Here is a 23,884-nt window from a genome sequence, read left to right as displayed (position 1 = left end):
ATTCTGTCGCCGAGCAGGAAACAATAACAACCCATAAGGGGGCAGCCTCATGGCAAGCCGCAAATCGACAGGCAGCAAGACGAAATCCAAGGCGCAAAAGCCTCGAAGGGCCAGTGCCGTGCCGCCCAAGACACCTGCGCCGCTGCGCGAACAGGCCGGGACGAGCACGATGGTCCCGGCGCCCCCGCTGCCCGGCAAACCCGGTCCCGCCAGAACACCGGCAAAACCTGCGACCGCCAAGACCAACGACGCCACGCTGGATGACGATGCCGCTCCGCTCAAGAAGCAGGAATTGATGGCGCAGGTCGTCGCGCGCTCGGAAGTGGCCAAGAAACATGCCAAGCCGGTGATCGAGGCCATGCTGGATGTGCTGGGCGAGGCGCTGGCCGAGGGCCGCGATCTGAATCTGCAGCCCTTGGGCAAGATCAAGCGCAAACGCATGAAGGAGACCGACAAGGCCCGCATCGTGATTGCCAATATCCGCCAGAAAAAATCCTCGGGCGAGACTGATGGGACAGGCCCGCGCCCACTGTCCAAAAGCACCCCAGGCAGCATCCCCAGACACTTGCCCGGCGCCGCCCCCACGGGCGCGGGCGCGCCCCTGCGCCATCCTCTGAAAGAAGCGGTTGCAGAGAGCGACGACTGACGCTAGAAAACGGCCCACGGGTGATTAGCTCAGTGGTAGAGCGCTTCGTTCACATCGAAGATGTCAGGAGTTCAAATCTCTTATCACCCACCATTTGTCAGTGAAAATCCAGGATGTGCTCTGACCGGAGCGGTTCTGATTTCAGGTAAAACGGCGCCTTGAACGGGCGCCGTTTTCGTTTGGTGGGTCCGCCGATACGCGCGTTTTTAGAACAGTCAAATGCAGTGCCGGGCCGGCGTAGTATCCACCTACTACCTCTTGCCCGATCTTTCGGCTTACCGTCGATTATTCTGTTCACGACTGTTTGGGAAGTATCATGGCCAAGGCACTACATTCGATGATTCGCGTTCTGGAGGAGGAGCGCTCGGTCGAGTTCTATCAAAAGGCATTCGGGCTGAGCGTTGCGCAGCGATTGGATTTCGACAGCTTCACGCTGGTTTACCTCTCGAATGACGAGACAGCGTTCGAGCTGGAGCTGACGATCAACAAGGACCGCACGGAGCCCTACGATCTGGGCGACGGCTATGGCCACCTGGCCTTTTGCGTCGACGATCTGGATGCCGAGCATGCCCGGTTCATTGCGGCGGGCTGGGCGCCGCGTAAATTGGTCGATTTCGAGCGCGACGGGGCGCTTCTGGCGCGGTTTTTCTTCGTCAAGGATCCGGACGGCTACGAGATCGAGGTGATGCAGAAACACGGAAGATATCAGTAAGGCAAAGTTCTAGGGAGGAACGACATGACACTGGAATTGAAAAAAATGACCCGGCGACAGCTCTTGTCGCGTGGGGCCTTGGCAGGGACGGCGCTTGTCGTCGGGCCGGGCTTCATCGCGGGCAGCAACGGCGCCTGGGCCTCGACGATGGACGCGCTCAAGCCCGAGACGATGGCGACGCTGGTGCAGATGGCGCGGGATATCTACCCGCACGATCAGCTGGCCGATGAGTTCTACGTGATTGCGGTCAAGGGATACGACGTGCCCGAGGCCGTGGACGAGACAGAGGCCGGGATTGCCGCGCTGGATGAGGCGGCCCGCGCCGCAGGCTTTGACAGCTACCTTGGGACCGGATGGGAAAAGGATCGCGTGGCGATTCTGACCAGCATGGAGGATACCGCGTTTTTCCAAAAGGTGCGCGGCGGCCTTGTGACCGGGCTCTACAACCAAAAGGCGGTCTGGCCGATCTTCGGCTATGAGGGCGAGAGTTATAGCCAAGGCGGCTATATCGATCGCGGTTTCAACGACATCAACTGGATTTAAGGGAGGATTGGCACCATGACGGCACCTTTTGACCTCACCGACGACAGTGTTGTCGTTATCATCGGAACCGGCGCCGGCGGCGGGGTTCTGGCAAACGAGCTGGCCCAGAAGGGCGTCAGCGTTGTCGCCCTAGAGGCGGGCGGGCGGTATCTGCCCGAGGATTACATCAACGACGAGTGGGACAGTTTTGGCCAGCTGGCCTGGCTGGACGGGCGCACCACCTCGGGCGACTGGCGCGTGGCCAACGATTTTTCGGGCCTGCCCGCATGGATCGTCAAGGCTGTCGGCGGCACGACGACTCATTGGGCGGGCGCATCCTTGCGCTTTCAGGAGCATGAGTGGAAAGCCAAGACGCATTACGGCGCTGTCGAGGGCGCGAACCTGCTCGACTGGCCGATAGATGGGGCCGAGATGGCGCCCTATTACGACAAGGCCGAAAAGAAGCTGAACGTGACCCGAACAAACGGCAATGCGGGCCTGCCGGGCAACAACAACTACAAGGTGTTCGAGGCGGGTGCGCAAAAGCTGGGCTACAAGGAGGTCAGTACCGGCCGCATGGCCATCAACTCGGCTCCGACCGAGGATCGCCTGGCCTGCCAGCAGACGGGTTTCTGCTTTCAGGGCTGCAAATGGGGAGCCAAGTGGTCCTCGGCCTATACCGACATCCCCGCAGGTGAGGCGACCGGCAATCTGGAGGTCCGCGAAAAGGCCCATGTGCTACGGATCGAGCATGATGACAGCGGCAAGGTCACCGGCGTCGTCTATGTCGATGCGGATGGCAATGAGCAGATGCAGAAGGCGCGCGTCGTCTGCGTTGCTGGCAACTCGATCGAGAGCCCGCGCCTCTTGCTCAACTCGGCTAGCTCGATGTTCCCTGATGGCCTCGCGAACAGCTCGGGGCAGGTGGGCCGCAACTACATGCGTCACCTCACCGGGTCGGTCTATGGCATCTTCGACAAGCCGGTAAAGATGTGGCGCGGCACGACCATGGCGGGCATCGTCCAGGATGAGGCACGCCACGATCCCAGCCGCGGATTCGTCGGCGGTTACGAGCTGGAAACACTTAGCCTCGGCATCCCCTTCATGGCTGCATTCCTCGATCCCGGCGCATGGGGCCGCGAGTTTACCAGCGCCCTCGACCAGTATGAGAACATGGCAGGTATGTGGATCGTGGGCGAGGACATGCCGCAAGAGAGCAACCGCGTGACACTGAATACCGACGTGACCGACCAATTCGGCCTGCCGGTGCCCAACGTGCATTACTCGGACCATGCCAACGATGTGGCGATGCGCAACCACGCTTATGAGCGCGGCCAAGCGATCTATGACGCGATGGGGGCTACGCGCACGCTGCCGACCCCGCCATATCCGTCGACGCATAACCTCGGCACCAACCGAATGTCGGAAAGGGCAGAGGACGGGGTGGTCAACCGCTGGGGTCAGACGCATGACATTGCCAACCTCTTCGTCTCGGATGGCTCGCAGTTCACGACCGGCGCGGCGGAGAACCCGACGTTGACCATCGTGGCGCTGGCGATCCGGCAGGCCGACCGCATCGCGGATGAAATGGGCAAGGGCAACCTCTAGCCTCTGAAATTGCAGAAGCCCGGCACGAGGATATCATGCCGGGCTTTCGCTTGTGCGCTGCTCCGGGTGCGGGCGTCAGTGCTGTTTCGAATTGGTCGCGCGACGCTGGCCGGCGGCAGCGTTGCGCTTGCGCTCTTCGGTCAGGATCTCTTCGACGGGCAGCGCCTCGAAATCGACGGCGCTGTCGCTGGCGATCAGACCGTTCAGCTGCAAATCGATGAACCGCATACAGCAGACGCGCAGGAACGACGTGAAATTCCCAAGATCATGTCCCTCATCGATGGATTCGTTGTAAAGCTGGTGCAGCAGTTGCGGCACGTTCAGATCCTGCCGCTGCGCGATATCCTCCAGCACTGACCAGAACATCTGCTCCAGCCGGACACTGGTGACCATGCCATCCATGCGGAACGAGCGTGTCACGCTCTCCCAGAGTGTCGGATCGGCCCCGATGAACAGACGGCACATGGCATTACCTCCTTGAAAGGGTTCGATGGATGCTAGCCGGGGCGGGGCGTCCGGCCAAGTGAAAGATTTTGCAGCCCGGTGCCGCCTAAGGGATTGGCGCGGCCTGCGGGGGTGGATTAAGAGATCCCTGCAAGCGGATGATTTCGGGAGGGTCGTGGATATGCCTCAAGTGACATGGCCCGAGATATGGTTTCTACGCCACGGCCAGACCGAGTGGAACCTCGCCGGCCGTATCCAGGGGCGGCTGGATTCCCCGCTGACGGAGCTGGGGCGCGCGCAGGCGCTGCAGCAGGCCGGGCTGATCACCGATATCGCGGCGCGCGTCGCCAAAGGCGCAGGTGACATCTATGTCTCGCCGCTGGGCCGCGCGCGTGAAACCGCCGCGCTGGCCATGCCCGCACACACGCCCGTCATCGACCCGCGTCTTGCCGAGATCGACACCGGCGCCTGGGAGGGGGAGAACAAGGCGGACCTGCCGCAGGGCGCCAATGACCTGGCCACCTATGCCAAGGCCCCGGGCGGCGAGGGGCTGGAGGCGCTGATTGACCGCGTGCGCAGTTTTGCCGAGGATCTACGCGGCCCAAGCATCGTCGTGGCGCACGGCCTCTGGGGGCAGGTGATGCGCGGCCTTGCCACCGGGCTGCCCGCCGAGGCGATGGGCGCGCAGGACAATGCGCAGGGCTGCGTCTATTATCTGTCGCAGGGGACCGAGCGACGCATCCTCCCGTCAAAGGCCTGATCTTTCATCGTCATTGCAACGCTCCGGCCCCGAGATGAGAGGCTCGGACCAGATTGCTGCGGCGGGGGACTTGCGCGAGCGGCCAGATGACGCTAATCGGGCTGCGCGGGTGGTTAGCTCAGTTGGTAGAGCGTTTCGTTTACACCGAAAATGTCGGGGGTTCGAGCCCCTCACCACCCACCATTCTATCTCATTGAAATCGAAGAAAGGCCCTGCATACAGGGCACTATGCCCATTCTACCGTTACAAATTTGATAACAAACACGCATCGAAATAGCTAGTATAGTCCGCCACATGACCAGCCGCAAAGGGCGCTGTCACGCGCGCCTTGTGGTGCCAAAAGACTTGCGCCCCATCCTCCGGAAGACAGAACTGCGCGAACTTCTCGGCGGCGACTAACGTCAAGCGCTCAAGCTGCTACCGGGGAGTTATCCATCACACCAAGACCACGAAACCAGCCGGACCACTCCGGCGGGTTTTTCATCTTAAGTGCTTTTCGGGGAAAGCTGGGTTCTACTGGCAAGTGCCTGTCATCACAAAAGAGGATCCTTCTGTGAAGACGAACGGACGAGGGCCGTCACCTGCGGGAGCTATCGAAAAGAACTGAACCTCTTCGATCTCAGCGCCAGAAGAATCCTTCCCCGGATTTCCAGTTGAAAGAATTGTCGTTCCTGATGCACCTGCCCCTGATGAAAGAATGCGGGTTGTATCGAAACTTTGGGAGTTGCCAATCCCGAGAAGATTGTGCTCCCCGGTTACCTCATCCACTTCGAACGTCTGATCGACAAACATTGATGCAACCAAGGGTGTGTAAGGCTTTCCATTTTTGTCCACTGTGAACATGTCGCTTGGGGTGCACGCGATTTGAGCGAACCCAAAACTGGGGACAAAGAGGCAGGCCGCGGTGACAAGGATTCGCTTCATTATTTTACTTCCTTAAGGGCGTAGATTGAGATGACTGCGCTAAAGGTTGCCCGAGAGCGCGAGCCAAGTCATTCCGATTCCAGTCGACTTTACCTGACGTCATATGTCCATCGTATTTTTGCCAACTTGGTTGCAAAGTGTCTTGTAAGTATCCGTTTGTATGCCAATATTTTCGGATTCTGGTTCCTCATGACCCACCGTTATCCCGCTAAATTTCAATGTGTTGCGTAGCGCGGTTGATCCTTGGATCACCGCAGTACCGCGCGTCGCCCCATCCAATTTTTGTCTTTTTTAGCTTTTCCCCTTTTCGAAAGGGGGCCTCTGCGCTAGGCAGATGTTACTTCGGTCCGGGATGTAACACCCCCCGGATAATAGGGAACGCGGTCAGGTGCCTTGCGCCAAATCCGCGACTGCCCCCGCAACTGTAGGCGGTGAGCGAAGCCGGAACAACGTCACTGCCGCGCCTTGCGGTGGGAAGACCCGGCCCAGCGTCGACCCGCAAGTCAGGAGACCTGCCGGAGTGTTCACCCTGTCCGGACGCGGGGCGCGTCGGCGACAACGGATTCTTCCGGTGTGGTGGCATTTCGCCGCCTGCGGAGGGGCAAAGACGTCAATCCGCATGCATATCCAAGACCTGCATCGCCTGAATACAGGCGACCCGGAGACGCATATGAAACGCTCTTTTTCCACTTCCACCTTTCTTACCGCGACCGGTCTGGTCTGCACCGGCACGCTGATCGCCAGCCCCGCCGCCGCGCAACAGACCTATGATCTGGGTACCATCGTGCTATCGTCCAGTCTGACCCCTGTCGAGCTGGGCCGCACCGGCGCCACCGTCGAGGTTCTGGAGGGCGATGAGGTGGGCCGCACTGGCGCCTCAGTGGCGGATCGACTGGACCGGCTGCCTGGCGTCAATTCGACTTCAAATGGCGGGATCGGGGCATCTCGCGGCATCCAGATCCGTGGCTTGCCAGCACGCTATGTTGGCGTGCGTATCAACGGAATCGACGTGTCTGATATGTCAGGTACGCAAAATGCTTTTAATTTCGGAGGGCTGACAAGCTCGGGCATCCAGCGGATGGAGGTGCTCAAAGGCTCGCAATCAGCGCTCTACGGATCAGAGGCAATTGCCGGTGTGGTCAATATCACGACATTTCGCCCCGAGAAGCTGGGATTTTCCGGCACGGCCGCGATTGAGGGTGGCACCTATGAGACTTATGGCGCCAATCTCAGCGCAGGATATAAATCCGAGAAAGGCTTTGTCGCGCTGTCATATGGACGGATCGAGGCGGAGGGATTCTCGCAACGCAGCTTCAACACCGACAAGGACGGCTTCGATCAATCGACAGTTGATGTAACGGCAGAATACGACGTCACCGATGCGCTCACGTTCGGGGCGGCCCTCCATTACCGCGACAATGAGCTGGATATCGACGTCGCTGGGAGTGTGGGCGACAAGTTTTTCCTGACGGAACGCGGCGCGCGTGTCTACAGCACGCTGCGGGCCGGCGCCGTCACCAATACGCTGAGCTATACTTACTTCGATATTGACCGCGACGATCCACAAAGCCAGTTCACCACTGGCTTCAACGGTGATCGTAAAAGCGTCTCCTATCTGGGCAGCGCCGAGCTGAACACGCGTACAATATTGAATTTCGGTGCAGAATACACCGAAGAGACGTTCAGCACCGTTCCCGGGCCTTCTATATTCGCCGGTCCTCCGGCCAGCGGATCCGAGGATAACACGGGCCTTAATGCCGAGGTCCTGTTCAGCCCGTCCGAAAATGTCGATCTGTCGGCGGCGCTGCGCTATGATGACAATTCGTCATTCGGCGGCGAGACGACGGGGCGTATTGCCGCTGTCTGGCGCCCGGTTCAGGATCTGGCCTTCAGGGCGGTTGTTGGCACCGGGTATCGCGCTCCGTCCCTATACGAACGTTTCAGCCTGTATGGTCTTCCGACGCTGCAACCTGAAAACAGCAGCAGCTATGAGGTGGGCGTCGAAAAGACATTCGGCACGGCGGGATATATCAAGGCAACGCTGTTCTACACGGATGTCGAAGATCTGATTGATTACGATTTTGCCGACAACGGCTGCAACAACGGCGGCAATGGATGCTACCTTCAGATACCCGGAACCACGACGTCAAAGGGGATCGAACTGTCGGGCGAATACGCGCTGACATCAGGGCTAAGCGTTTATGGCGCTTACACCTACACCGACGCCGAAACCGACGGTGTCCGGCTGGCGCGCACGCCCAAGCATGATGTCACGCTGGGCGTTTCAAACGACTTTACCGACAGGTTCTCGGGATATGTGGACGTGCGCCATGTCGCTGACGTAGTGCCCAGCTCGTTTGCACCCGTTGATCACAAAGTCGGCGACTATACACTGGTCGGCGCCGGGGTATCCTACGGCGTCACCGACAAGGCCGAGCTGTACCTGCGTCTGGAAAACATCTTCGATGAAGATTACGAGACAGCGGGCGGGTTCAATCAGCCGGGCCGTGCGGCCTATGTCGGGCTTCGTGCCAGTTTTTGAGCGCATAAGACACCTTGCCGCGTCCGCCTGTCTGGCGGGTGCGGTGACCCTTTGCGCGGCGTCCGCCGCGCAAGCTGGGGAGCCGCCGCAACGCGTCGTCTCGATCAACCTCTGCACCGACCAGCTGGCCATGCTGCTGGGGGGGAAGAATCAGCTGATCTCGGTCAGCCGGATCGCGCTGGACCCGCGCGTCTCGCCCATGGCCGAAGAGGCCGAGCGCTATGCGATCAATGCGGGTCGCGCCGAAGAGGTGCATGTGATGCAGCCCGATCTGGTCGTCGCGGGCACCTATACATCGCGCGATACCGTCGCGATGCTGCGGCGCCTCGGTATCGAGGTCGCGCAGTTCGATATCGTTCACTCGCTGGAGGATGTGCGCGACCGTATCCTTGAGATGGGTGAGGTACTGGGCCGTGAGGCCGCCGCGCAGGAAATGGTCGCCCGCTTTGACGCCGATTTGGCGGCGCTGCGGAGTGCCGCGCCGGACAAGGGCGAGATGCCACGCGCGGCACTCTACTATGCCAATGGTTATACCTCGGGCGCGAAGTCTCTGGCGACCGATATCCTGACGGCAGCCGGCCTGCGCAACGCCCCCGCCGAGGCAGGCTATGATTGGGGCAAGCTGCCGCTGGAGGTGCTGGCGCTGATCGATCCCGATCTGGTCATCACCGCCCGGCGCTATCCCGGCGGCAGCCGCGCCGAGGAGGTCATGGACCATCCCGTGGTCGGCGATCTGCGCGGGCAGGCGGGCCGGGGTGCGCTGACGGATCAGGATTGGGTCTGCGGCACGCCCTACGTGCTGCGCGCCATCAGCGACATGGCCCGGGCACGCCGCGCCTTCGAGGCCGGTGGATGAGCCGTGTGATGATCCCGCTTGCGCTTGCGCTTGCCGCGCTTTTCGCCGTCTCGCTTCTGGTGGGGCCGGCCGAGCTGGGCATCGCCGACAGCCTCGCCGCCCTTTGGCAGGGCGGGGAAGGCCCGATCGCGACCGTCATGCGCCAGATCCGCCTGCCACGCGCGATATTGGCGGTGATGATCGGGGGCAGCCTCGGCCTTAGCGGGGCGGCGATGCAGGGCTATCTGCGTAATCCGCTGGCCGAGCCGGGGCTGATCGGCGTCTCCAGCTCGGCGGCTCTGGGCGCTGTGCTGGCGATCCAGACGGGCCTGGCCGCCGCTTATACGCTGGGCCTGCCGCTGGCGGCGCTGGCGGGCGCGCTTGGCGGCGTGGTTCTGGTGATGACGCTGGCGGGGCCACGCGGCGGGGCGCTGACGCTCATCCTAGCGGGGATTGCCATCTCGGCCCTTGCCGGGGCGCTGACATCGCTGGTGCTGAACCTCTCGCCAAACCCCTTTGCCGCCAATGAAATCGTCTTCTGGATGATGGGCTCGCTCTCGGACCGCTCCATGGCCCACGTCTGGCTGGCGCTGCCGCTGATGGCCGTGGGCTGGATCCTTCTGGGCACGCTGAGCCGGGGGCTGGACGCGCTGACGCTGGGCGAGGATGCGGCGGGTGCGATGGGCATCAGCCTTGGCCGGATGCGCTTGGTGTTGGTCATCGGCACGGCCTGCGTTGTGGGGGCCGGGACCGCCGTTGCGGGGGCGATCGGCTTTGTCGGGTTGGTGGTGCCGCATATCCTGCGCCCGCTGGTCGGGGCGCGGCCCTCGCGCCTGTTATGGGCCTCGGCGCTTGGCGGGGCGATCATGCTGCTCGCCGCTGATATCGCCGTCCGGTTGATCCTGCCGTCGCAGGATCTGAAGTTGGGCGTTTTGACCGCCATCGTCGGCGCGCCGGTGTTTCTCCACCTCATCTTCAAGACGCGAAAGGACGGGATATGAGCCTTTTGACGCTTGACCGCCTTGGCGTCACCCTGCGGGGGCGCAGCATTCTGAAGGATGTGAGCCTCGACATCGCGCCGGGTGAGTTCGTCGGCCTGATCGGGCCCAATGGCGCGGGCAAGACCACGCTGATGCGCGCGGCACTTGGCCTCATCCCCAGCACCGGTCATAGTAGCCTTGCCGCGATGGCGCCGCGGGCACGTGCCAAAGCCGCCGCCTGGATGCCGCAAGCGCGCGAGATCGCCTGGCCCGTCACGGTCGAGACGCTCGTGATGCTGGGCCGGGTGCCCCATCTGGGGGCCGGACAGCGCGCCGCGCCCGCCGATATCGCCGCAATGGAGGCGGCCATCGCCCGTATGGGGCTGGAGCCATTGCGCCACCGCGCCGCCACCCGCCTTTCCGGCGGCGAGACTGCGCGCGTTCTGATCGCCCGCGCGCTGGCGCAGGACACGCCCCTTCTTATGGCGGATGAGCCAACGGCAGGCCTTGATCCCGCGCACCAGATATCGACGATGGAGACCTTTGCCGCGCTGGCCGCGCAGGGCAAATCCTGCCTTGTGTCGCTGCATGATCTGGGCCTTGCCGTGCGCCACTGCACCCGTCTGATCCTGTTGGCGCCGGGTGAGGGTCTGGTCGCCGATGGCGCGCCCGAAGCCGTGCTGACGTCCGAGCGGCTGGACAGTGTCTTTGGCATCGAGGCGGCGTTTCAGTGGTGTGACGACGGTCCGCTCTTTCAGCCTTTGCGCGTGACGCGATGAGCGCGCCGACGCTGGACGCGCCGTGGCTCGAGCTTGACCTCGGGGGCGAGAGGCGCGTGCTGAGCTGGGCGGTCAACCGTCCCGGTTTCGTCTTGGCGCGGCGCATCCTCTGGCGCGAGGTGCGCAACGCCGATCTGCCTGCCGATCTGGATGTCGAGGATTGGCTGCAGAGCGCGCTGGCATCGCGCGGCGCTCTGGACGCTGTCACATTCCTGACCTCGCGCGATATCACCTGCTATCACGCTGTCACGGCCGGGATGGACGGCGCTAAGGCCACCGCTGTCGCAACAGTGGGCCTGTCAAATGCCGAGCGGATCGGGCAGCGCGTCGACCGCAGGGGCCACGATTGGGGCACCATCAACATCGCGCTGCAGCTAGACGTGGGGCAGGGCGTTGGCCTGACCGATGCGGCGCTGGTCGAAGCGCTCAGCATCGCGTCGTCGGCCCGCACGGCCGCCATCATGGAGGTGGGTCTGGACCTGCCGACCGGCATTGCCACGGGCACCGGTACGGACTGCATCGCGGTGGCCGCTGCGCAGGGAAACATCGCCTATGCGGGGATGCATACCGATATCGGCGTCGCGGCGGGCAGGGCGGTTTTCGACGCGGTCCACCGGGGCGCGGTGGAATGGATGGACACCGTGCGCCGCCGCCCATGACGGCAGATATGCGGCAAAGCGAAATTAGCTGAAACTGCCGCTTGACGCGTCCCATCGCGCCGACTAAAGACGTCCCATCGCAAACGGGGCAGCAGCCCGGTGCGCGCTTGCAGTGGGCGGTTGTAGCTCAGTTGGTTAGAGTACCGGCCTGTCACGCCGGGGGTCGCGGGTTCGAGCCCCGTCAACCGCGCCACCGCTGCATTTTCCGAAAACCCAAAGAGTTATGCGGTCGCGATCAGCCTTCCGCGGTGCGAGTTCCGGGCCTTGCGCCATCGGGTTCTGGGCGGCGTAGAAAAACCGCGCCTTGCGCTAAAAAGGCGTCTTTTCAGCATTGACGGGTCGGGCTGGCTGAATTACTCCAAGCCTCACGCGCGGTTGTAGCTCAGTTGGTTAGAGTACCGGCCTGTCACGCCGGGGGTCGCGGGTTCGAGCCCCGTCAACCGCGCCACTTTCCCCTCTTAGTATGTGCTGCTCCCCATCCAAGGAGTGCTCACGGCCGAAAGCCGCGCTGCATCGTCTTTTCCGGCGTCAGCGCCTCGGGCCAGCCATAGATCTGCTCGACCGCATAAAGAGCGATGCACACCGCGATGATCGCCAAGACGAATTTCACGCGCCCGGGGCTGGGTGGGTTTTGCGCCCACCGCCTCATCCGTAAAAGCCATCTGCTGTTCATCGGCTTGCGTTGCTGCCTTCTTGTGCGGTGCCAGCGCGGCCGCTTTTTAGGCCGCTTATACCCGCCAACCCCGCCATGGCGCGGTCACCGGCCCTTGTCATTTGCGCCTCAGTCTATGACATAGAGGCCCACTGTCACGCGAAAACCCCGGAGGCGGCCTTGCCCACCCATTCCGAAACCCGACACCTCCCCTATACCGCCCAGCAGATGTATGATCTGGTGGCCGATGTCGGAAATTACCCCGAATTCCTGCCATGGACTGCTGCCGCCCGCGTGCGCAGCCAGACCGAGCAGCCAGACGGATCCGAGGTGATGGAGGCCGATCTGGTTATCAGCTTCAAGGTTTTCCGCGAGAAATTCGCAAGTCGTGTCGTGCTTTATCCCGAGGCGAAAAAGATCGACACGAAATACCTTGACGGGCCGTTCAAGCATATGATTTCCAACTGGAAATTCACTGATGCCGAAGACGGCTGCACGGTCGATTTCCACGTCGATTTCGAGTTTCGCAACCGCATCTTGCAATCTGCGGCGGGACTCTTCTTCTACGAGGCGATGCAGCGCATCGTGCGCGCGTTCGAGCGGCGCGCGCGCGAGCTTTACGGCTGATCCAGCGCCTGGGCCATCAGCGTCAGCGCATGGTCGCGCGCGGCGCGGCGCACGGCGGCCCGGCCGAGCGCGCCGAATTCCTGCAGGTCGGTGGTCACATCGCCGCCCTCGCGGGCGATCCCGAACCAGACGCGCCCCTCGGGCTTGTGATCCGATCCGCCGGGGCCGGCGATGCCGGTGATCGACACGGCCAGTTGCGCGCGGGACGCGGTCAGCGCGCCCGCTGCCATCTCGGCGGCGACCTCGGCGCTGACGGCCCCATGCGCGGCGAGTGCTTGGGGCGAGACGTCCAGCATCTCGATTTTCGCGTCATTCGAATAGGTTACGAAGCCACGTTCAACCACATCCGAGCTGCCAGGCACATCCGTCAGCGCTGCCATGACCATGCCGCCCGTGCAGCTTTCGGCGGCGGCTATCATAACGCCTTGCAGGCGCGCCTTGGCCAGCAGATCCGCAGGCGTCACGCCATCACCCCATGCGCCACTGCCGCCAGCACGATGACGCAGACCGCCGCCAGAATGCCCGCGATCACATCGTCCAGCATGACCCCCAGCGGGGTATGCCGGCGATCCGCCCAGCCGACGGGGCCGGGCTTGAGGATGTCGAAGAGGCGAAAGAGCGCAAAGGCGGCAATCCAGCCCGGCCAGAGCGCGAAGATCGACGCGCCCACATGCCACGCCCCAAACGAGATCGGCAGCAGCGCGACCCACTGGCCGACCACCTCGTCGATGACGACATGCGACGGATCGTGATCATCTTCCCAACGGGTCACCTGTGTCGTGGCCCACAGTCCTTCGAAGAATGCCGCGATCAGCGCGATCACCAACAGCCACGGCCCGCCGATCAGGTGCAGGATCGCCGCCATGGGCAGTGCGGCGAGCGATCCCCAGGTGCCGGGGGCAGGGCGCAGATGGCCGACGCCGCCCACCGTCGCAACAAGGCGCGCCACGTTCACGGCGCCACCAGAAGGACGCTGGCCAGGGCGGCGATCCCTTCCTCGCGGCCGGTAAAGCCGAGGCGCTCGGAGGTCGTCGCCTTGACCGAGATCCGGTCCGGCGCAAGGCCGGTGAGCGTGCTCAGCGCGGCCTGCATACTTGCGGCATGGGGTCCGATCTTGGGCTGCTCGCAGACAAGAGTGACGTCCATATTGCTGATATCATAGCCTTTCTCTGCGGCGAGGGCGACGGCATGGCGCAGGAAGATATGGCTCTCGGCGCCTTTCCACTGCGCTTCGCTGGGCGGGAAATGGCGGCCGATATCGCCCTCGGCCAGCGCGCCGTAGATCGCGTCGCAAATCGCGTGCAGGCCGACATCCGCATCCGAATGGCCTTGCAGGCCGCGTTCATGTGGCACCGAAACGCCGCAGAGCATCACGTGATCGCCGGGGCCAAAGCGGTGCACATCATAGCCGTTGCCGATACGAATATCCATTCTGCCTCTCAAAAGGGCCTCAGCCCGCGCAAAATCAGAAGGGTAGGTGATCTTGAGGTTTTCCTCATCGCCCGGCACGATCACAACGTCAAGTCCGGCGGCCCGCGCCACGGCCACGTCATCGGCCGCCGCGCCCTCATGGCGGCGATGGGCCGCGAGGATGGCGCCATAGTCAAACCCCTGCGGCGTCTGTGCGCGAAAAAGGCCCGCGCGGTCCCGCGTGCCGGTCACGTGTCCCTCCGCACCCGTCCAGAGCGCGTCGGTCACCGGCAGAGCGGGCGCCGCGGCGACGGCGCCGCCCTCAAGAGCGGCCAGAACCCGCCGGATCAGGGCAGGCGACGCGCAGGGCCGTGCCACGTCATGGATCAGGACATGAGTGCATTTCGTGCCGCTGAGCTCCTCGAGCCCCGCGCGCACCGATGCGGCCCGGGTGCTGCCGCCCGGCGTGACGCGCACGCCTGCAGGCGCGGAATAGGATGCGATATCATCGGGATGGAGGGCGATCATGATCTCATCCATCTCCGCCACCGCCTGGAACGCGCGCAAGGTCCAGTCGATCACGCGCGCACCGGCCAGCGGCTGCCATTGCTTGGGCAGATCGCCTCCCGCGCGGGTTCCGCGCCCGGCAGCGACTATTAAAACAGCACATGTCATGAAAAGCAGCGTATCGTGCTGCAGTGCGGCGCGCAATTCATTGCACAGGTCCCCCGCGCCGGATAAACATAAACGCGCAACACCGGGACCCTTGCACATGCCGCTGGACCACACTCTGACCCTTGGCGATATCGAGCTGGCCTCGCCGGTTCTGCTGGCGCCGCTGGCGGGGATCACGGACCTGCCGTTTCGCACTCTGGTCGCGGAGTTCGGCGCAGGGCTGGTGGTCAGCGAGATGATTGCAAGTCAGGAAATGGTGCAATCCAAGCCCTCCGCCCGCGACAAGGCCGAGCTGGGCTTGGGCGATGTGGCAACTGCGGTTCAGCTGGCCGGTTGCGAGGCGGTCTGGATGGCCGAGGCCGCGAGAATGGCCGAGGCGGGCGGCGCGCGCATCATCGATATCAACATGGGCTGCCCCGCCAAGAAAGTGACCCGTGCGCAAGGGTCCGGCGCTGCCGGATCGGCGCTGATGCGCGACCCGGACCATGCGCGCAGCCTGATCGAGGCGGTGGCCGGTGCCGTCCGGGTGCCCGTGACACTGAAAATGCGGCTTGGCTGGGATGATGATCAGCGCAATGCGCCGCTTCTGGCGCGAATGGCAGAAGATGCGGGCGCCGCGATGGTGACGGTGCATGGCCGCACGCGCTGTCAGTTCTACAAGGGTCGCGCCGATTGGGACGCGATCCGCGCGGTGCGCGAGGCGGTGAGCATTCCGGTCATTGCCAATGGCGATATCAATGATGCGGCCTCGGCGCGGCAGGCGCTGAACGCCTCGGGGGCGGATGGCGTGATGATCGGGCGCGGCGCGCAGGGGCGTCCCTGGGCGCTGGCCGAGATCGCGCACCACCTTGGGCGCGCGCCCGCGCCGCGCATACCTCAGGGCGCCACGCTGGCCGACATGATCTGCGCGCATTACGAGGCGATGCTGGATTTTTATGGCACCGCGCTTGGCGGGCGCGTCGCGCGCAAGCATCTGGGCTGGTATATGGAGGCGGCGGATCCCGCGCTGCGCCGACAGATTCTGACCTCGGACAGGCCGGCAGAGGTGCTGCGTCTTGTGCCCCAAGCCGTTTCGGGCCGCTTGCAGGCGGCGGCATGAGCGGGCCAGGCGATACGCTTTGGGCGGCGCTTCCGCTGCCTGCGCTGCTACTGGACCATGAGGACCGCGCGCTCCGCGCCAATCCCTCTGCCGAGGCCTTTCTGAACGCATCGGCGCGGGTCATCGAGGGGCAGCCGATCTGGTCGCTGATGCAGTTCGACACGCCGATCGAGGCGGCCCTGACGCGCGCGCGGGACGATGGCGCGCCGCTTTTCGTCTCGGACGTGGCGATTGCGGCGGGCGCGCATGCCCCGATCCAGTGCAGCCTGCAGATCGCGCCCTATGCGGGCCAAGCCGACGATGGCACGCCCTTGGGCGAGGGCACGATGCTGCTCCTGATCACCCCACGCGAGCTGTCGGGGCACATGGTGCTGGACCCGGCCACGCGCCCGGCGGCGCGCTCGGTCATCGGCATGGCCGAGATGCTGGCCCATGAAATCAAGAACCCGCTGGCGGGTATCACCGGCGCGGCGCAGCTTCTGTCGATGAACCTTGGCCCCGAGGACCGCGAATTGACCGATCTCATCGTCAGCGAGAGCCGCCGGATCGTCGCGCTGCTGGGGCAGGTCGAAAGCTATGGCAATATCGCGCCGCCGCGGTTGAGGCGGGTCAATGTGCATGACGTGCTGCGGCGCGCGCGGCGCAGTGCGCTGCTGGGCTTTGCCTCGGAGATGCGCATCGACGAGGTCTATGATCCTTCGTTGCCCGATGCCTGGGCCGATCCCGACATGCTGCTGCAGGTGCTGCAAAACCTGCTCAAGAACGCCGCAGAGGCCGCCGGGCGCCAGGGCGGCGCGATCACCCTGCGCAGCTATTTCGAGCAGGGCGCGCGCCGCCGGGGGCAGGATGGCGCGGGCGAGCCGTTGCCTCTGCAGATCGAGGTCATCGATGACGGCCCCGGCGTGCCGGCCGAATTGACAGCCAGCCTGTTCGAGCCCTTTGTATCGAGCCGCGAGAACGGCACCGGTCTGGGCCTGGCCCTCGCCGCGCGGATCATCGAAGGCCATGGCGGCTGGATCGCCGCCACATCGCGGCCCGGCCGCACGGTATTTCGTTTGTCCTTGCCGCTTGCGGCGCGCAGCAGCACGGAGGCTTCCTGATGGATGGCACGGTCCTGATAGCGGATGATGACCGCACGATACGCACGGTCCTGTCGCAGGCCCTGACGCGGGCGGGCTGCAAGGTGCATGCAACCTCCAGCCTGACCACCTTGATGCGCTGGATCGACGAAGGCATGGGCGATGCGGTGATCTCGGACGTGATCATGCCAGACGGCAACGGCCTTGAAATGCTGCCCAAGATCGCGGCCGAGCGTCCGGGCCTGCCGGTGATCATCATCTCGGCGCAGAACAGCGTGATGACCGCCATCCGCGCCGCCGAGGCCGAGGCCTGGGATTATCTGCCCAAGCCCTTCGATCTGCCGGACCTCATGACGCGCACCGCCCGCGCGCTGGACAGTCGCCGCACCCGGCCTGCGCCCACGCCCGATCGGCCGCCCGAAGAGCTGCCCATTGTTGGTCAGAGCGCGCCGATGCAGGCGCTTTTCCGCGTTTTGGCGCGAGTGATGAATACTGATCTTCCGGTCTGGATCTCAGGCGAATCGGGTACCGGAAAATCCCTGATCGCACGGGTGGTCCATGACGTCTCGGACCGGCGCGCGCAGCCTTTCGTCACCGTAGGGCCGGCGGATCTAGGCGACGATGCCGCGCCCGCGCGCCTTTTGGCGCGTGCCGGGGGCGGGACCATCGTGCTGGATGGGCTGCATGATTTCGGCGAGGCTGCGCAGCTGCGGGCGCTTTTGCTGATTGACGCGGCCGGGCGCGCTCCCGCCGGCGCCCAGCCTCGGCTGATCGGCACGGCGCAGGGCACCATGGCCCTGCGCGAGGACCTCTATTACCGGCTTGCCGGGGCCGAGATCGACGTTCCGCCGCTGCGCGCGCGCCGCGACGATATCGCGCTGTTGGCCACGCATTTTCTCTATCTGGCCGAAACGCAGGGTGCCGAGACACGCCGCCTTGCGCCCGATGCGCTCGAGGCGCTGCGCGCCCATGATTGGCCCGGCAACTTGCGCGAGCTGGAACATGCCGCGCATCGGCTTGCGGTTTCGGGTCGCGCGCCGGTCATTCCGCGCGCCGAGGTGGATGCCCTGCTGGCCGCGCGCGCCTCACCCCCCGCCGCGCCAAGCGCCGCTGCGCTGACAGAGACGCTGCCCGAGGCGGTCGCCGCACATGTGCAGCGCTATTTCGACCTGCACGGAGAAGAGCTTCCTCCTGCAGGACTCTATGCGCGCGTTCTGCGCGAAATCGAGGCGCCCCTGTTACGGATCGCGCTGGACGCGGTTGGCGGAAATCAGGCCAAATGCGCCGATCTGCTGGGCATTAACCGAAATACCCTGCGTAAAAAAATGACCGAGCTTGATATTGAGGTGACACGCCGGCGCAAGTTGATGTAAAAGCGCAACATGACTGTGGCGCAAATGGAAATCATTCCGGGCGCGCCACCATATGTGGTAGGCGCGCCGTGGGGTGCGACGATGCGCTGGGGGGTGCGAGTGGCCGCAAGGACACGCAGAATGGGCTGGGAGCGGATCTCGCGTCTGCGCCGTGCCAAGCGTTTCCAGACGGCGGCGACCTTCGGTCTGGTGGTGTTGGGGCCGATCCTTGCCCTTGTCACCTTCCTTGTCATGGGCCCGCTGGACCAGGGCGCGCAGTCGAACGTGCTGCGCATCGTGCTACTGGCCGACCTGATCTATGTCATCGCCGTCGCTGCGCTGGTGCTTCAACGCGTGGTGCAGATGGTGTCGGCACGGCGTTCGCAATCCGCCGGCTCGCGCCTGCACCTGCGACTGACCGGCGTCTTTGCCATCATGGCACTATTGCCGACGATCACCGTGGCCGTCTTTGCCACGCTGTCGGTGAACATGGGTCTTGAAGCGTGGTTTTCCGACCGGGTCGGGCGCGTCGTCAGCAACTCCGTCGCCGCCGCGGAGGCCTATGAGGACGAACATCGCCGCGATCTGATCATCGACGCGCAGGCGCTTGCGCAATACCTTGAAGAGATAAAGCAGCGCAGTGTTTTCATGGATGATGGTGACATTCGGCAGATCCTGTCCGAGGGTCAGCGCGAGATCCAGCGCGGCCTGCGAGAGGCTTTTGTCATCGACGGCACGGGCGAGATCCGGGCGCGTGGAGAAAGCTCGTATCTCTTCGACTATGAAGAGCCGAGCGCCGAGCGGTTGGACGAGGCGCGCGGCGACGGCCTGCTGATCATCCAGGACTGGGACAACAATGAATTTCGCGCGCTCATCCCGCTGGACGGGTTTGCAGACCGCTACCTTTATGTCAGCCGGAATGTAGATGGCGATATTCTGAACCTCCTGGACGACACCAAGGAAACCGCGAATTTCTACCAGCAGCGCGAAAGTGAGCGGGGCAGGGTCCTTTTCGAGTTCGGCCTGCTCTATCTGGGCTTTGCCGTCATCCTCATCCTCGCCGCGGTCTGGCTGGGCCTGTGGTTTGCCGAGCGTCTGGCCCGCCCCGTGGGCCGCCTGACCAGTGCGGCGCAGCGCATCGGGGCAGGGGATCTGGACGTGCAGGTGCGCGAGGAAGAGGGCGACGACGAGATCGCGCAGCTCAGCACCTTCTTCAACCAGATGACGCGTCAGTTGAAGGGTCAGCGCGCCGCGCTCCTGTCGAATACCGAGCAGATCGAACGGCGGCGGCGCCTTTTCGATTCGGTGCTGGGCTCCGTCTCGTCGGGCGTTGTCGGCCTCGATGCCAAGGGCCGCATCACCTTCGTCAACCGCGCGGCGGAAAAGTTGCTGGACTGGCAGGAGGACCGCCAGTCGGTCGATCTGTCCGTTGCGGTGCCCGAATTCGCCGAGCTCTTCAAACGCCTGCGCAAAAGCGCCAGCGGCTTTGTCCAGGACGAGATCCGCGTTACCCGCAGCGGCGAGCAGGAGAGCCTCTTGGTGCGCATGTCAACCCGCCGAACCGATAGCGGCAAGCGCGAAGGGTATGTCGTCGCCTTTGATGACGTGACCGATCTGGTCAGCGCACAGCGCATGGCCGCTTGGGGCGATGTCGCCCGCCGCATCGCGCATGAGATCAAGAACCCGCTGACACCCATCAAACTTTCGGCCGAGCGGACGCAGCGCAAATTCTCCAAGCTCTTGAGCGAAGAGGATGCCGAATCCCTCGCGCAACTGACGGGCGTGATCGTCCGCCAGACCGACGATCTGCGCCGCATCGTGGACGAGTTCAGCAAATTTGCCCGTATGCCCGAGCCGCAGCGCAAACCCGAGAGCCTGACGCGTCTCCTGCGCGAGGCGGTCCTTTTGCAGGAGGCGGGCCAGCCCGACGTGCGCATCGAGACAAATCTGGACGACGCCCCCCTTTGGGCCGATGTCGATGCGACGATGATCAGCCAGGCGCTGACGAACCTCATCAAGAATGCCGGCGAAGCCACCGAAACATATATCGAAAAGGGTCTTGCGCCCGAGGGATACCAGCCCACCATCCGGGTGCGCAGCACCCATTCCGGGGGCCGCGCCGAGCTGAGTATTTCCGATAATGGCACCGGGCTGCCCGAGGACCGCTCGCGCCTATTCGAGCCATATGTGACGACGCGCGACAAGGGCACCGGGCTGGGGCTGCCGATCGTCAAGAAGATCATCGAGGAGCATGGTGGCACGCTGACCTTGATGGATGCCGAGCCTTTCTCCGATGGGGCCCATCCCGGGGCGATGGCGGTGATCAGGCTGGATTTGACCGAAATTGAAATTGACCGGACGAGCAACGACGAGGCCGTGGGAGCATAATGAACATGAGCGATATTCTGATTGTGGACGACGAGCGGGACATCCGCGAACTGATTTCCGACATTCTCGAGGATGAGGGGTTCAGCACCCGTCTGGCGGGCAATTCGGACGAGGCGATGACCGCCATCGCCGCCGAGCAGCCCGGTCTTCTCGTGCTGGATATCTGGCTGAAAGACAGCAACATGGATGGCATCGACATCCTGAAGGCAGTCAAGCGCGATTATCCGGAGGTGCCGGTCGTCATCATCTCGGGGCATGGCAATATCGAGATCGCGGTCGCCGCGATCAAGCAGGGTGCCTACGATTTCATCGAAAAGCCGTTCAATATCGACCAGTTGATGGTGGTCATCCGCCGTGGCATGGAAACCAGCCGTCTGCGCCGTGAGAACTCAACTCTCAAACGCCGCGAGACGACACCGGCAGACATGCTGGGCGACAGCGCGACGTTCCGCGCGCTCGTCGGGCAGCTCGACAAGGTTACGCGCTCAAATGGGCGGGTGATGCTGTCGGGGCCGGCGGGGTCCGGCAAGGAGTTGGCGGCGCGCTACATCCATGTCAATTCCAATCGCGCCGACGCGCCTTTTGTCAGCGTCGGCTGCGCCTCGATCGAGGCCGAGCGTATGGAAGAGGTGCTTTTTGGCCGGGAAAGCGAAGACAAGGGTGTTGAGCCGGGCCTGCTGGAAGAGGCCAATGGCGGTGTCATCTATTTCGACGAGGTGGCGGACATGCCGCAAGGCACCCAAAGCAAGATCCTGCGGGTGCTGGTCGATCAACAATTCCTGCGCGTCGGCGGCTCTGACAAGGTGCAGGTGGATCTGCGCGTTATTTCCTCGACCTCGCGCGATCTGGAGGACGAGATTGCCGAGGGCCGCTTTCGGCGCGAACTTTTTCACCGGTTGAACGTGGTGCCCATCGCCGTGCCTTCGCTGGAAGAGCGCCGCGACGATATTCCGCTTCTGGCCGAGTATTTCATCGAGATGCTGAACAAGACCCAGGGCCTGCCGCTGCGCGGCCTGGGCACCGAAGCGCGCGCACAGCTTCAGACAATGGGTTGGCCCGGCAATGTGCGCCAGCTGCGCAATGTGATCGAGCGGGTTCTGATCCTCGGCGACGGCGCGGGCGAAATCGAGGCGCGTGAGCTGCCCGGCGAGACCGAGGCCGCGCCCAGCGACGGTCGCGTCGTGCTCTCGGGGTCGCTCTCGACCATGCCGCTTCGCGAGGCGCGCGAGGCGTTCGAGCGGGAATATCTTCTGACCCAGATCAACCGCTATGGCGGCAATATCAGCCGCACCGCCGAATTCGTCGGGATGGAGCGCAGCGCACTACATCGCAAGCTGAAATCGTTGGGCGTGGTCACATCTGGAAAATCGCCTTCCAGGATGGGGTGATGCGAATTTTTCCCAAGCGCGATCCGGAGAAGAAGAGACAGGACACCGGAGGTTGGCTGGGCGTCTTCGTTCTGTTCGTGGCCATTGCCACAGCCGGATTCGGCGTCGCCTTCGCCGGCTGGCGCCACTTCCCGTGGCAGCCCGGCACGGTTGGGGACACGGTTCTCTGGTTCGGTCCGATCATTGGCATCATCGCCGTGATCCTCGCGTTTCAGGCTCTCGCCGCCGCCTTTGTCGAGTGAACCATAGGGCCCGAGCGGTTCATTGCGCTGATTATTCTGCTCGGCGGCGTGGATCTGCTCTATCTATCAATGGTGGGCAGGCTAGGCCGATGGCGGCGCGGTGCCTGGGGCATCGGCGCTTGAGACCATTTGACCGCCCCGTGTTTGTCAGGCACATCAGGCCTGCAGTTTTGAAAGGCTTGGCATGAAGGTCATCATTTGCGGCGCGGGGCAGGTCGGCTGGCAGATTGCGCGCCATCTCTCGGGCGAGAAGAACGACGTGACCGTCGTGGACAGCAATCCGGATCTGGTGCGCCGGGCGACCGATACGCTGGATGTCCAGGGGCTGGCCGGTTTCGCCAGCTATCCCGATATCCTTGAGCGGGCAGGCGCGCGAGACGCGGACATGATCATCGCCGCCACCCATTCGGACGAGGTGAACATGGTGACCTGCCAGGTCGCCCACTCGGTCTTTGCCATCAGCCGCAAGATCGCGCGCCTGCGCAGCCAGTCCTATCTGGATGCCATCTATTCCGATCTCTACCGGCGCGATCACATGCCGATCGACGTGGTGATCAGCCCCGAGAAGGAGGTGGCCGAGGCCGCGCTGCAACGCCTTGCCGCGCCCGCCGCCTTCGATACCGAGAAATTCATGGGCGGCAAGGCGCAGCTCATGGGCCTGCGGCTGGATGAGGACTGCCCAGTCGTCAACACGCCCCTCCGCCAGCTCTCGGACCTTTTTTCGACTTTGCGGGTGGTGGTGCTGGCCGTGCGCCGCGATGGCCGGCTGTTCGCACCAGAGGCCGCGGATCAGCTGTTTGTCGGGGACGAATGCTATGTCTTTGCCCCGAACGAGGATATTCCCCGCACGCTCGAAGTGTTTGGGAAGAAAGCGCACAAGCAGGAGCGCGTGGTGATCCTGGGCGGCGGCAATGTCGGCCTGTCGGTCGCCAAGGCGCTGGAGGCGCGCGGGCGCGGTATCCGCGCCAAGGTGGTCGAGCGCGACCGCCGCATCGCCGAGCGCGCGGCCGACGCGCTGGAGCGGACCATCGTGCTGAACGGTGATGCCTTGGACCGGTCGATCCTGACCGAGGCCGGCATCGGCAAGGCCGACGCGGTGCTGTCTGTCACCGACGACGACAAGACCAACCTTCTGGCCGCCGTGCGCGCCAAATCCGAAGGTTGCCCCTTTGCCATCGCGCTGATCAACGACCCCACACTGATTCCGCTGCTGGAGCCGATCGGCGTCGATGCCTATATCAACCCGCGCGCAACCACCGTCAGCAGCATCCTGCGCCATATCCGCCATGGGCGCGTGCGCGGAGTCTATTCCATCGGCGATGCCGAGGCCGAGGTGATTGAGGCGCAGGTGATGTCCACCTCCTCGATCGCGGGTACCATGATCCGCGATATCGACTTTCCCGAGGGGGTGCTGGTAGGCGCGGTGCAGAAGGGCGACAAGATCCTCAAGCCGACCGGCGCGCTGAGGATCGACGAGGGCGATGTGATCGTCATCTTCGCGATGGCTTCGGATGTCGAGCGGGTGGAGCAGTTGCTTCAGGTCTCGATCGACTTCTTCTAG

The 23,884-nt window shown here is 63.7% G+C and carries 23 protein-coding genes, 4 tRNA genes and 1 riboswitch; of the genes, 22 read left to right on the top strand and 5 right to left on the bottom strand.

The window, feature by feature from the left end; genetic code table 11:
* Positions 1-49 precede the first annotated feature (49 nt).
* The 5 genes from ACEWPM_RS01160 (at position 50) to ACEWPM_RS01140 (ending at position 3,488) form a co-directional block, all read left to right on the top strand.
* A complete protein-coding gene (locus tag ACEWPM_RS01160) occupies positions 50-646 on the top strand; it encodes an HU family DNA-binding protein (protein WP_393960652.1) in 597 nt (198 codons plus the stop codon).
* An 18-nt stretch (positions 647-664) separates the two neighbouring features.
* Positions 665-739, top strand: a tRNA-Val gene (locus tag ACEWPM_RS01155).
* Positions 740-962: 223 nt separating this feature from the next.
* A complete protein-coding gene (locus tag ACEWPM_RS01150; protein WP_393960651.1) occupies positions 963-1,358 on the top strand; it encodes a VOC family protein in 396 nt (131 codons plus the stop codon).
* 24 nt (positions 1,359-1,382) lie between these two features.
* The gene (locus ACEWPM_RS01145) at positions 1,383-1,901 is read left to right on the top strand and encodes a Twin-arginine translocation pathway signal (protein WP_393960650.1); all 519 of its coding nucleotides are present in this window, start codon (positions 1,383-1,385) and stop codon (positions 1,899-1,901) included.
* Between the two features lie 15 nt (positions 1,902-1,916).
* A complete protein-coding gene (locus tag ACEWPM_RS01140) occupies positions 1,917-3,488 on the top strand; it encodes a GMC family oxidoreductase (RefSeq protein ID WP_393960649.1) in 1,572 nt (523 codons plus the stop codon).
* A 75-nt stretch (positions 3,489-3,563) separates the two neighbouring features.
* Here the strand turns inward: ACEWPM_RS01140 and ACEWPM_RS01135 are convergent, their stop codons facing one another.
* On the bottom strand, positions 3,564-3,953 hold the full coding sequence (locus tag ACEWPM_RS01135; RefSeq protein ID WP_393960648.1) for a ribbon-helix-helix domain-containing protein: 390 nt from the start codon (positions 3,951-3,953) through the stop codon (positions 3,564-3,566).
* A gap of 160 nt (positions 3,954-4,113) precedes the next feature.
* Here ACEWPM_RS01135 and ACEWPM_RS01130 point away from each other — a divergent pair, with 160 nt between their 5' ends.
* Together ACEWPM_RS01130 and ACEWPM_RS01125 are read left to right on the top strand one after the other, a co-directional pair.
* Positions 4,114-4,692, top strand: a complete 579-nt coding sequence (locus ACEWPM_RS01130; protein ID WP_393960988.1) for a histidine phosphatase family protein — start codon at positions 4,114-4,116, stop codon at positions 4,690-4,692.
* A 107-nt stretch (positions 4,693-4,799) separates the two neighbouring features.
* Positions 4,800-4,875: transfer RNA gene (locus ACEWPM_RS01125), tRNA-Val, on the top strand.
* Between the two features lie 330 nt (positions 4,876-5,205).
* Here the strand turns inward: ACEWPM_RS01125 and ACEWPM_RS01120 are convergent.
* Positions 5,206-5,616, bottom strand: a complete 411-nt coding sequence (locus tag ACEWPM_RS01120) for a hypothetical protein (protein ID WP_393960647.1) — start codon at positions 5,614-5,616, stop codon at positions 5,206-5,208.
* 326 nt (positions 5,617-5,942) lie between these two features.
* A riboswitch (cobalamin riboswitch) is annotated at positions 5,943-6,150 on the top strand.
* A gap of 136 nt (positions 6,151-6,286) precedes the next feature.
* Between ACEWPM_RS01120 and ACEWPM_RS01115 the strand changes: the two genes are divergently transcribed.
* From ACEWPM_RS01115 to ACEWPM_RS01080, 8 genes are all read left to right on the top strand, one after another.
* On the top strand, positions 6,287-8,158 hold the full coding sequence (locus ACEWPM_RS01115; RefSeq protein ID WP_393960646.1) for a TonB-dependent receptor plug domain-containing protein: 1,872 nt from the start codon (positions 6,287-6,289) through the stop codon (positions 8,156-8,158).
* A 43-nt stretch (positions 8,159-8,201) separates the two neighbouring features.
* The gene (locus ACEWPM_RS01110; protein WP_393960645.1) at positions 8,202-9,014 is read left to right on the top strand and encodes an ABC transporter substrate-binding protein; all 813 of its coding nucleotides are present in this window, start codon (positions 8,202-8,204) and stop codon (positions 9,012-9,014) included.
* Positions 9,011-9,994, top strand: a complete 984-nt coding sequence (locus ACEWPM_RS01105; RefSeq protein WP_393960644.1) for a FecCD family ABC transporter permease — start codon at positions 9,011-9,013, stop codon at positions 9,992-9,994. Before ACEWPM_RS01110 ends, ACEWPM_RS01105 begins: the two co-directional genes overlap by 4 nt.
* On the top strand, positions 9,991-10,752 hold the full coding sequence (locus ACEWPM_RS01100; RefSeq protein ID WP_393960643.1) for an ABC transporter ATP-binding protein: 762 nt from the start codon (positions 9,991-9,993) through the stop codon (positions 10,750-10,752). The genes ACEWPM_RS01105 and ACEWPM_RS01100 overlap by 4 nt, the downstream gene beginning before the upstream one ends.
* Entirely contained in the window at positions 10,749-11,411 is a 663-nt protein-coding gene (locus tag ACEWPM_RS01095) for an adenosylcobinamide amidohydrolase (RefSeq protein ID WP_393960642.1), read from the top strand. Before ACEWPM_RS01100 ends, ACEWPM_RS01095 begins: the two co-directional genes overlap by 4 nt.
* A 116-nt stretch (positions 11,412-11,527) precedes the next feature.
* Positions 11,528-11,604, top strand: a tRNA-Asp gene (locus ACEWPM_RS01090).
* Between the two features lie 178 nt (positions 11,605-11,782).
* Positions 11,783-11,859: transfer RNA gene (locus tag ACEWPM_RS01085), tRNA-Asp, on the top strand.
* Positions 11,860-12,243: 384 nt separating this feature from the next.
* Positions 12,244-12,690, top strand: coding sequence for a type II toxin-antitoxin system RatA family toxin (locus ACEWPM_RS01080; RefSeq protein ID WP_393960641.1), 447 nt, complete (start codon positions 12,244-12,246; stop codon positions 12,688-12,690).
* Here the strand turns inward: ACEWPM_RS01080 and ACEWPM_RS01075 are convergent.
* From ACEWPM_RS01075 to ACEWPM_RS01065, 3 genes are read right to left on the bottom strand one after another with little or no spacing between them, the layout of a single operon-like run.
* Positions 12,681-13,154, bottom strand: coding sequence for a CinA family protein (locus ACEWPM_RS01075; protein ID WP_393960640.1), 474 nt, complete (start codon positions 13,152-13,154; stop codon positions 12,681-12,683). The two genes, ACEWPM_RS01080 and ACEWPM_RS01075, sit on opposite strands and share 10 nt — an antisense overlap.
* Positions 13,151-13,645 carry a phosphatidylglycerophosphatase A family protein gene (locus ACEWPM_RS01070; protein ID WP_393960639.1) on the bottom strand — a complete coding sequence of 165 codons (495 nt, stop codon included), beginning with the start codon at positions 13,643-13,645 and terminating at the stop codon, positions 13,151-13,153. Before ACEWPM_RS01070 ends, ACEWPM_RS01075 begins: the two co-directional genes overlap by 4 nt.
* Positions 13,642-14,775, bottom strand: coding sequence for a bifunctional 2-C-methyl-D-erythritol 4-phosphate cytidylyltransferase/2-C-methyl-D-erythritol 2,4-cyclodiphosphate synthase (locus ACEWPM_RS01065; RefSeq protein ID WP_393960986.1), 1,134 nt, complete (start codon positions 14,773-14,775; stop codon positions 13,642-13,644). The genes ACEWPM_RS01070 and ACEWPM_RS01065 overlap by 4 nt, the downstream gene beginning before the upstream one ends.
* 97 nt (positions 14,776-14,872) lie before the next feature.
* Between ACEWPM_RS01065 and dusB the strand changes: the two genes are divergently transcribed.
* From dusB to trkA, 7 genes are all read left to right on the top strand, one after another.
* The gene (gene dusB, locus ACEWPM_RS01060) at positions 14,873-15,874 is read left to right on the top strand and encodes a tRNA dihydrouridine synthase DusB (protein ID WP_393960638.1); all 1,002 of its coding nucleotides are present in this window, start codon (positions 14,873-14,875) and stop codon (positions 15,872-15,874) included.
* Positions 15,871-16,974 carry a two-component system sensor histidine kinase NtrB gene (locus ACEWPM_RS01055; RefSeq protein ID WP_393960637.1) on the top strand — a complete coding sequence of 368 codons (1,104 nt, stop codon included), beginning with the start codon at positions 15,871-15,873 and terminating at the stop codon, positions 16,972-16,974. The genes dusB and ACEWPM_RS01055 overlap by 4 nt, the downstream gene beginning before the upstream one ends.
* On the top strand, positions 16,974-18,326 hold the full coding sequence (locus tag ACEWPM_RS01050) for a response regulator (RefSeq protein WP_393960636.1): 1,353 nt from the start codon (positions 16,974-16,976) through the stop codon (positions 18,324-18,326). The genes ACEWPM_RS01055 and ACEWPM_RS01050 overlap by 1 nt, the downstream gene beginning before the upstream one ends.
* Positions 18,327-18,446: 120 nt before the next feature.
* Positions 18,447-20,693 (top strand): sensor histidine kinase NtrY-like, encoded by a 2,247-nt coding sequence (locus tag ACEWPM_RS01045; protein WP_393960635.1) that lies wholly within the window; start codon positions 18,447-18,449, stop codon positions 20,691-20,693.
* A gap of 5 nt (positions 20,694-20,698) precedes the next feature.
* Positions 20,699-22,081, top strand: a complete 1,383-nt coding sequence (gene ntrX, locus ACEWPM_RS01040; protein ID WP_393960634.1) for a nitrogen assimilation response regulator NtrX — start codon at positions 20,699-20,701, stop codon at positions 22,079-22,081.
* Positions 22,081-22,323 carry a hypothetical protein gene (locus ACEWPM_RS01035; protein ID WP_393960633.1) on the top strand — a complete coding sequence of 81 codons (243 nt, stop codon included), beginning with the start codon at positions 22,081-22,083 and terminating at the stop codon, positions 22,321-22,323. Before ntrX ends, ACEWPM_RS01035 begins: the two co-directional genes overlap by 1 nt.
* Before the next feature lie 184 nt (positions 22,324-22,507).
* Positions 22,508-23,884: a Trk system potassium transporter TrkA gene (gene trkA, locus ACEWPM_RS01030; protein ID WP_393960632.1), complete on the top strand. Its 1,377-nt coding sequence runs from the start codon at positions 22,508-22,510 to the stop codon at positions 23,882-23,884.

The sequence above is a fragment of the Roseovarius maritimus genome (assembly GCF_043355895.2).
In the GTDB taxonomy this organism is placed as follows: domain Bacteria; phylum Pseudomonadota; class Alphaproteobacteria; order Rhodobacterales; family Rhodobacteraceae; genus Roseovarius; species Roseovarius maritimus.
This window is presented reverse-complemented; position numbering and strand designations above follow the sequence as displayed.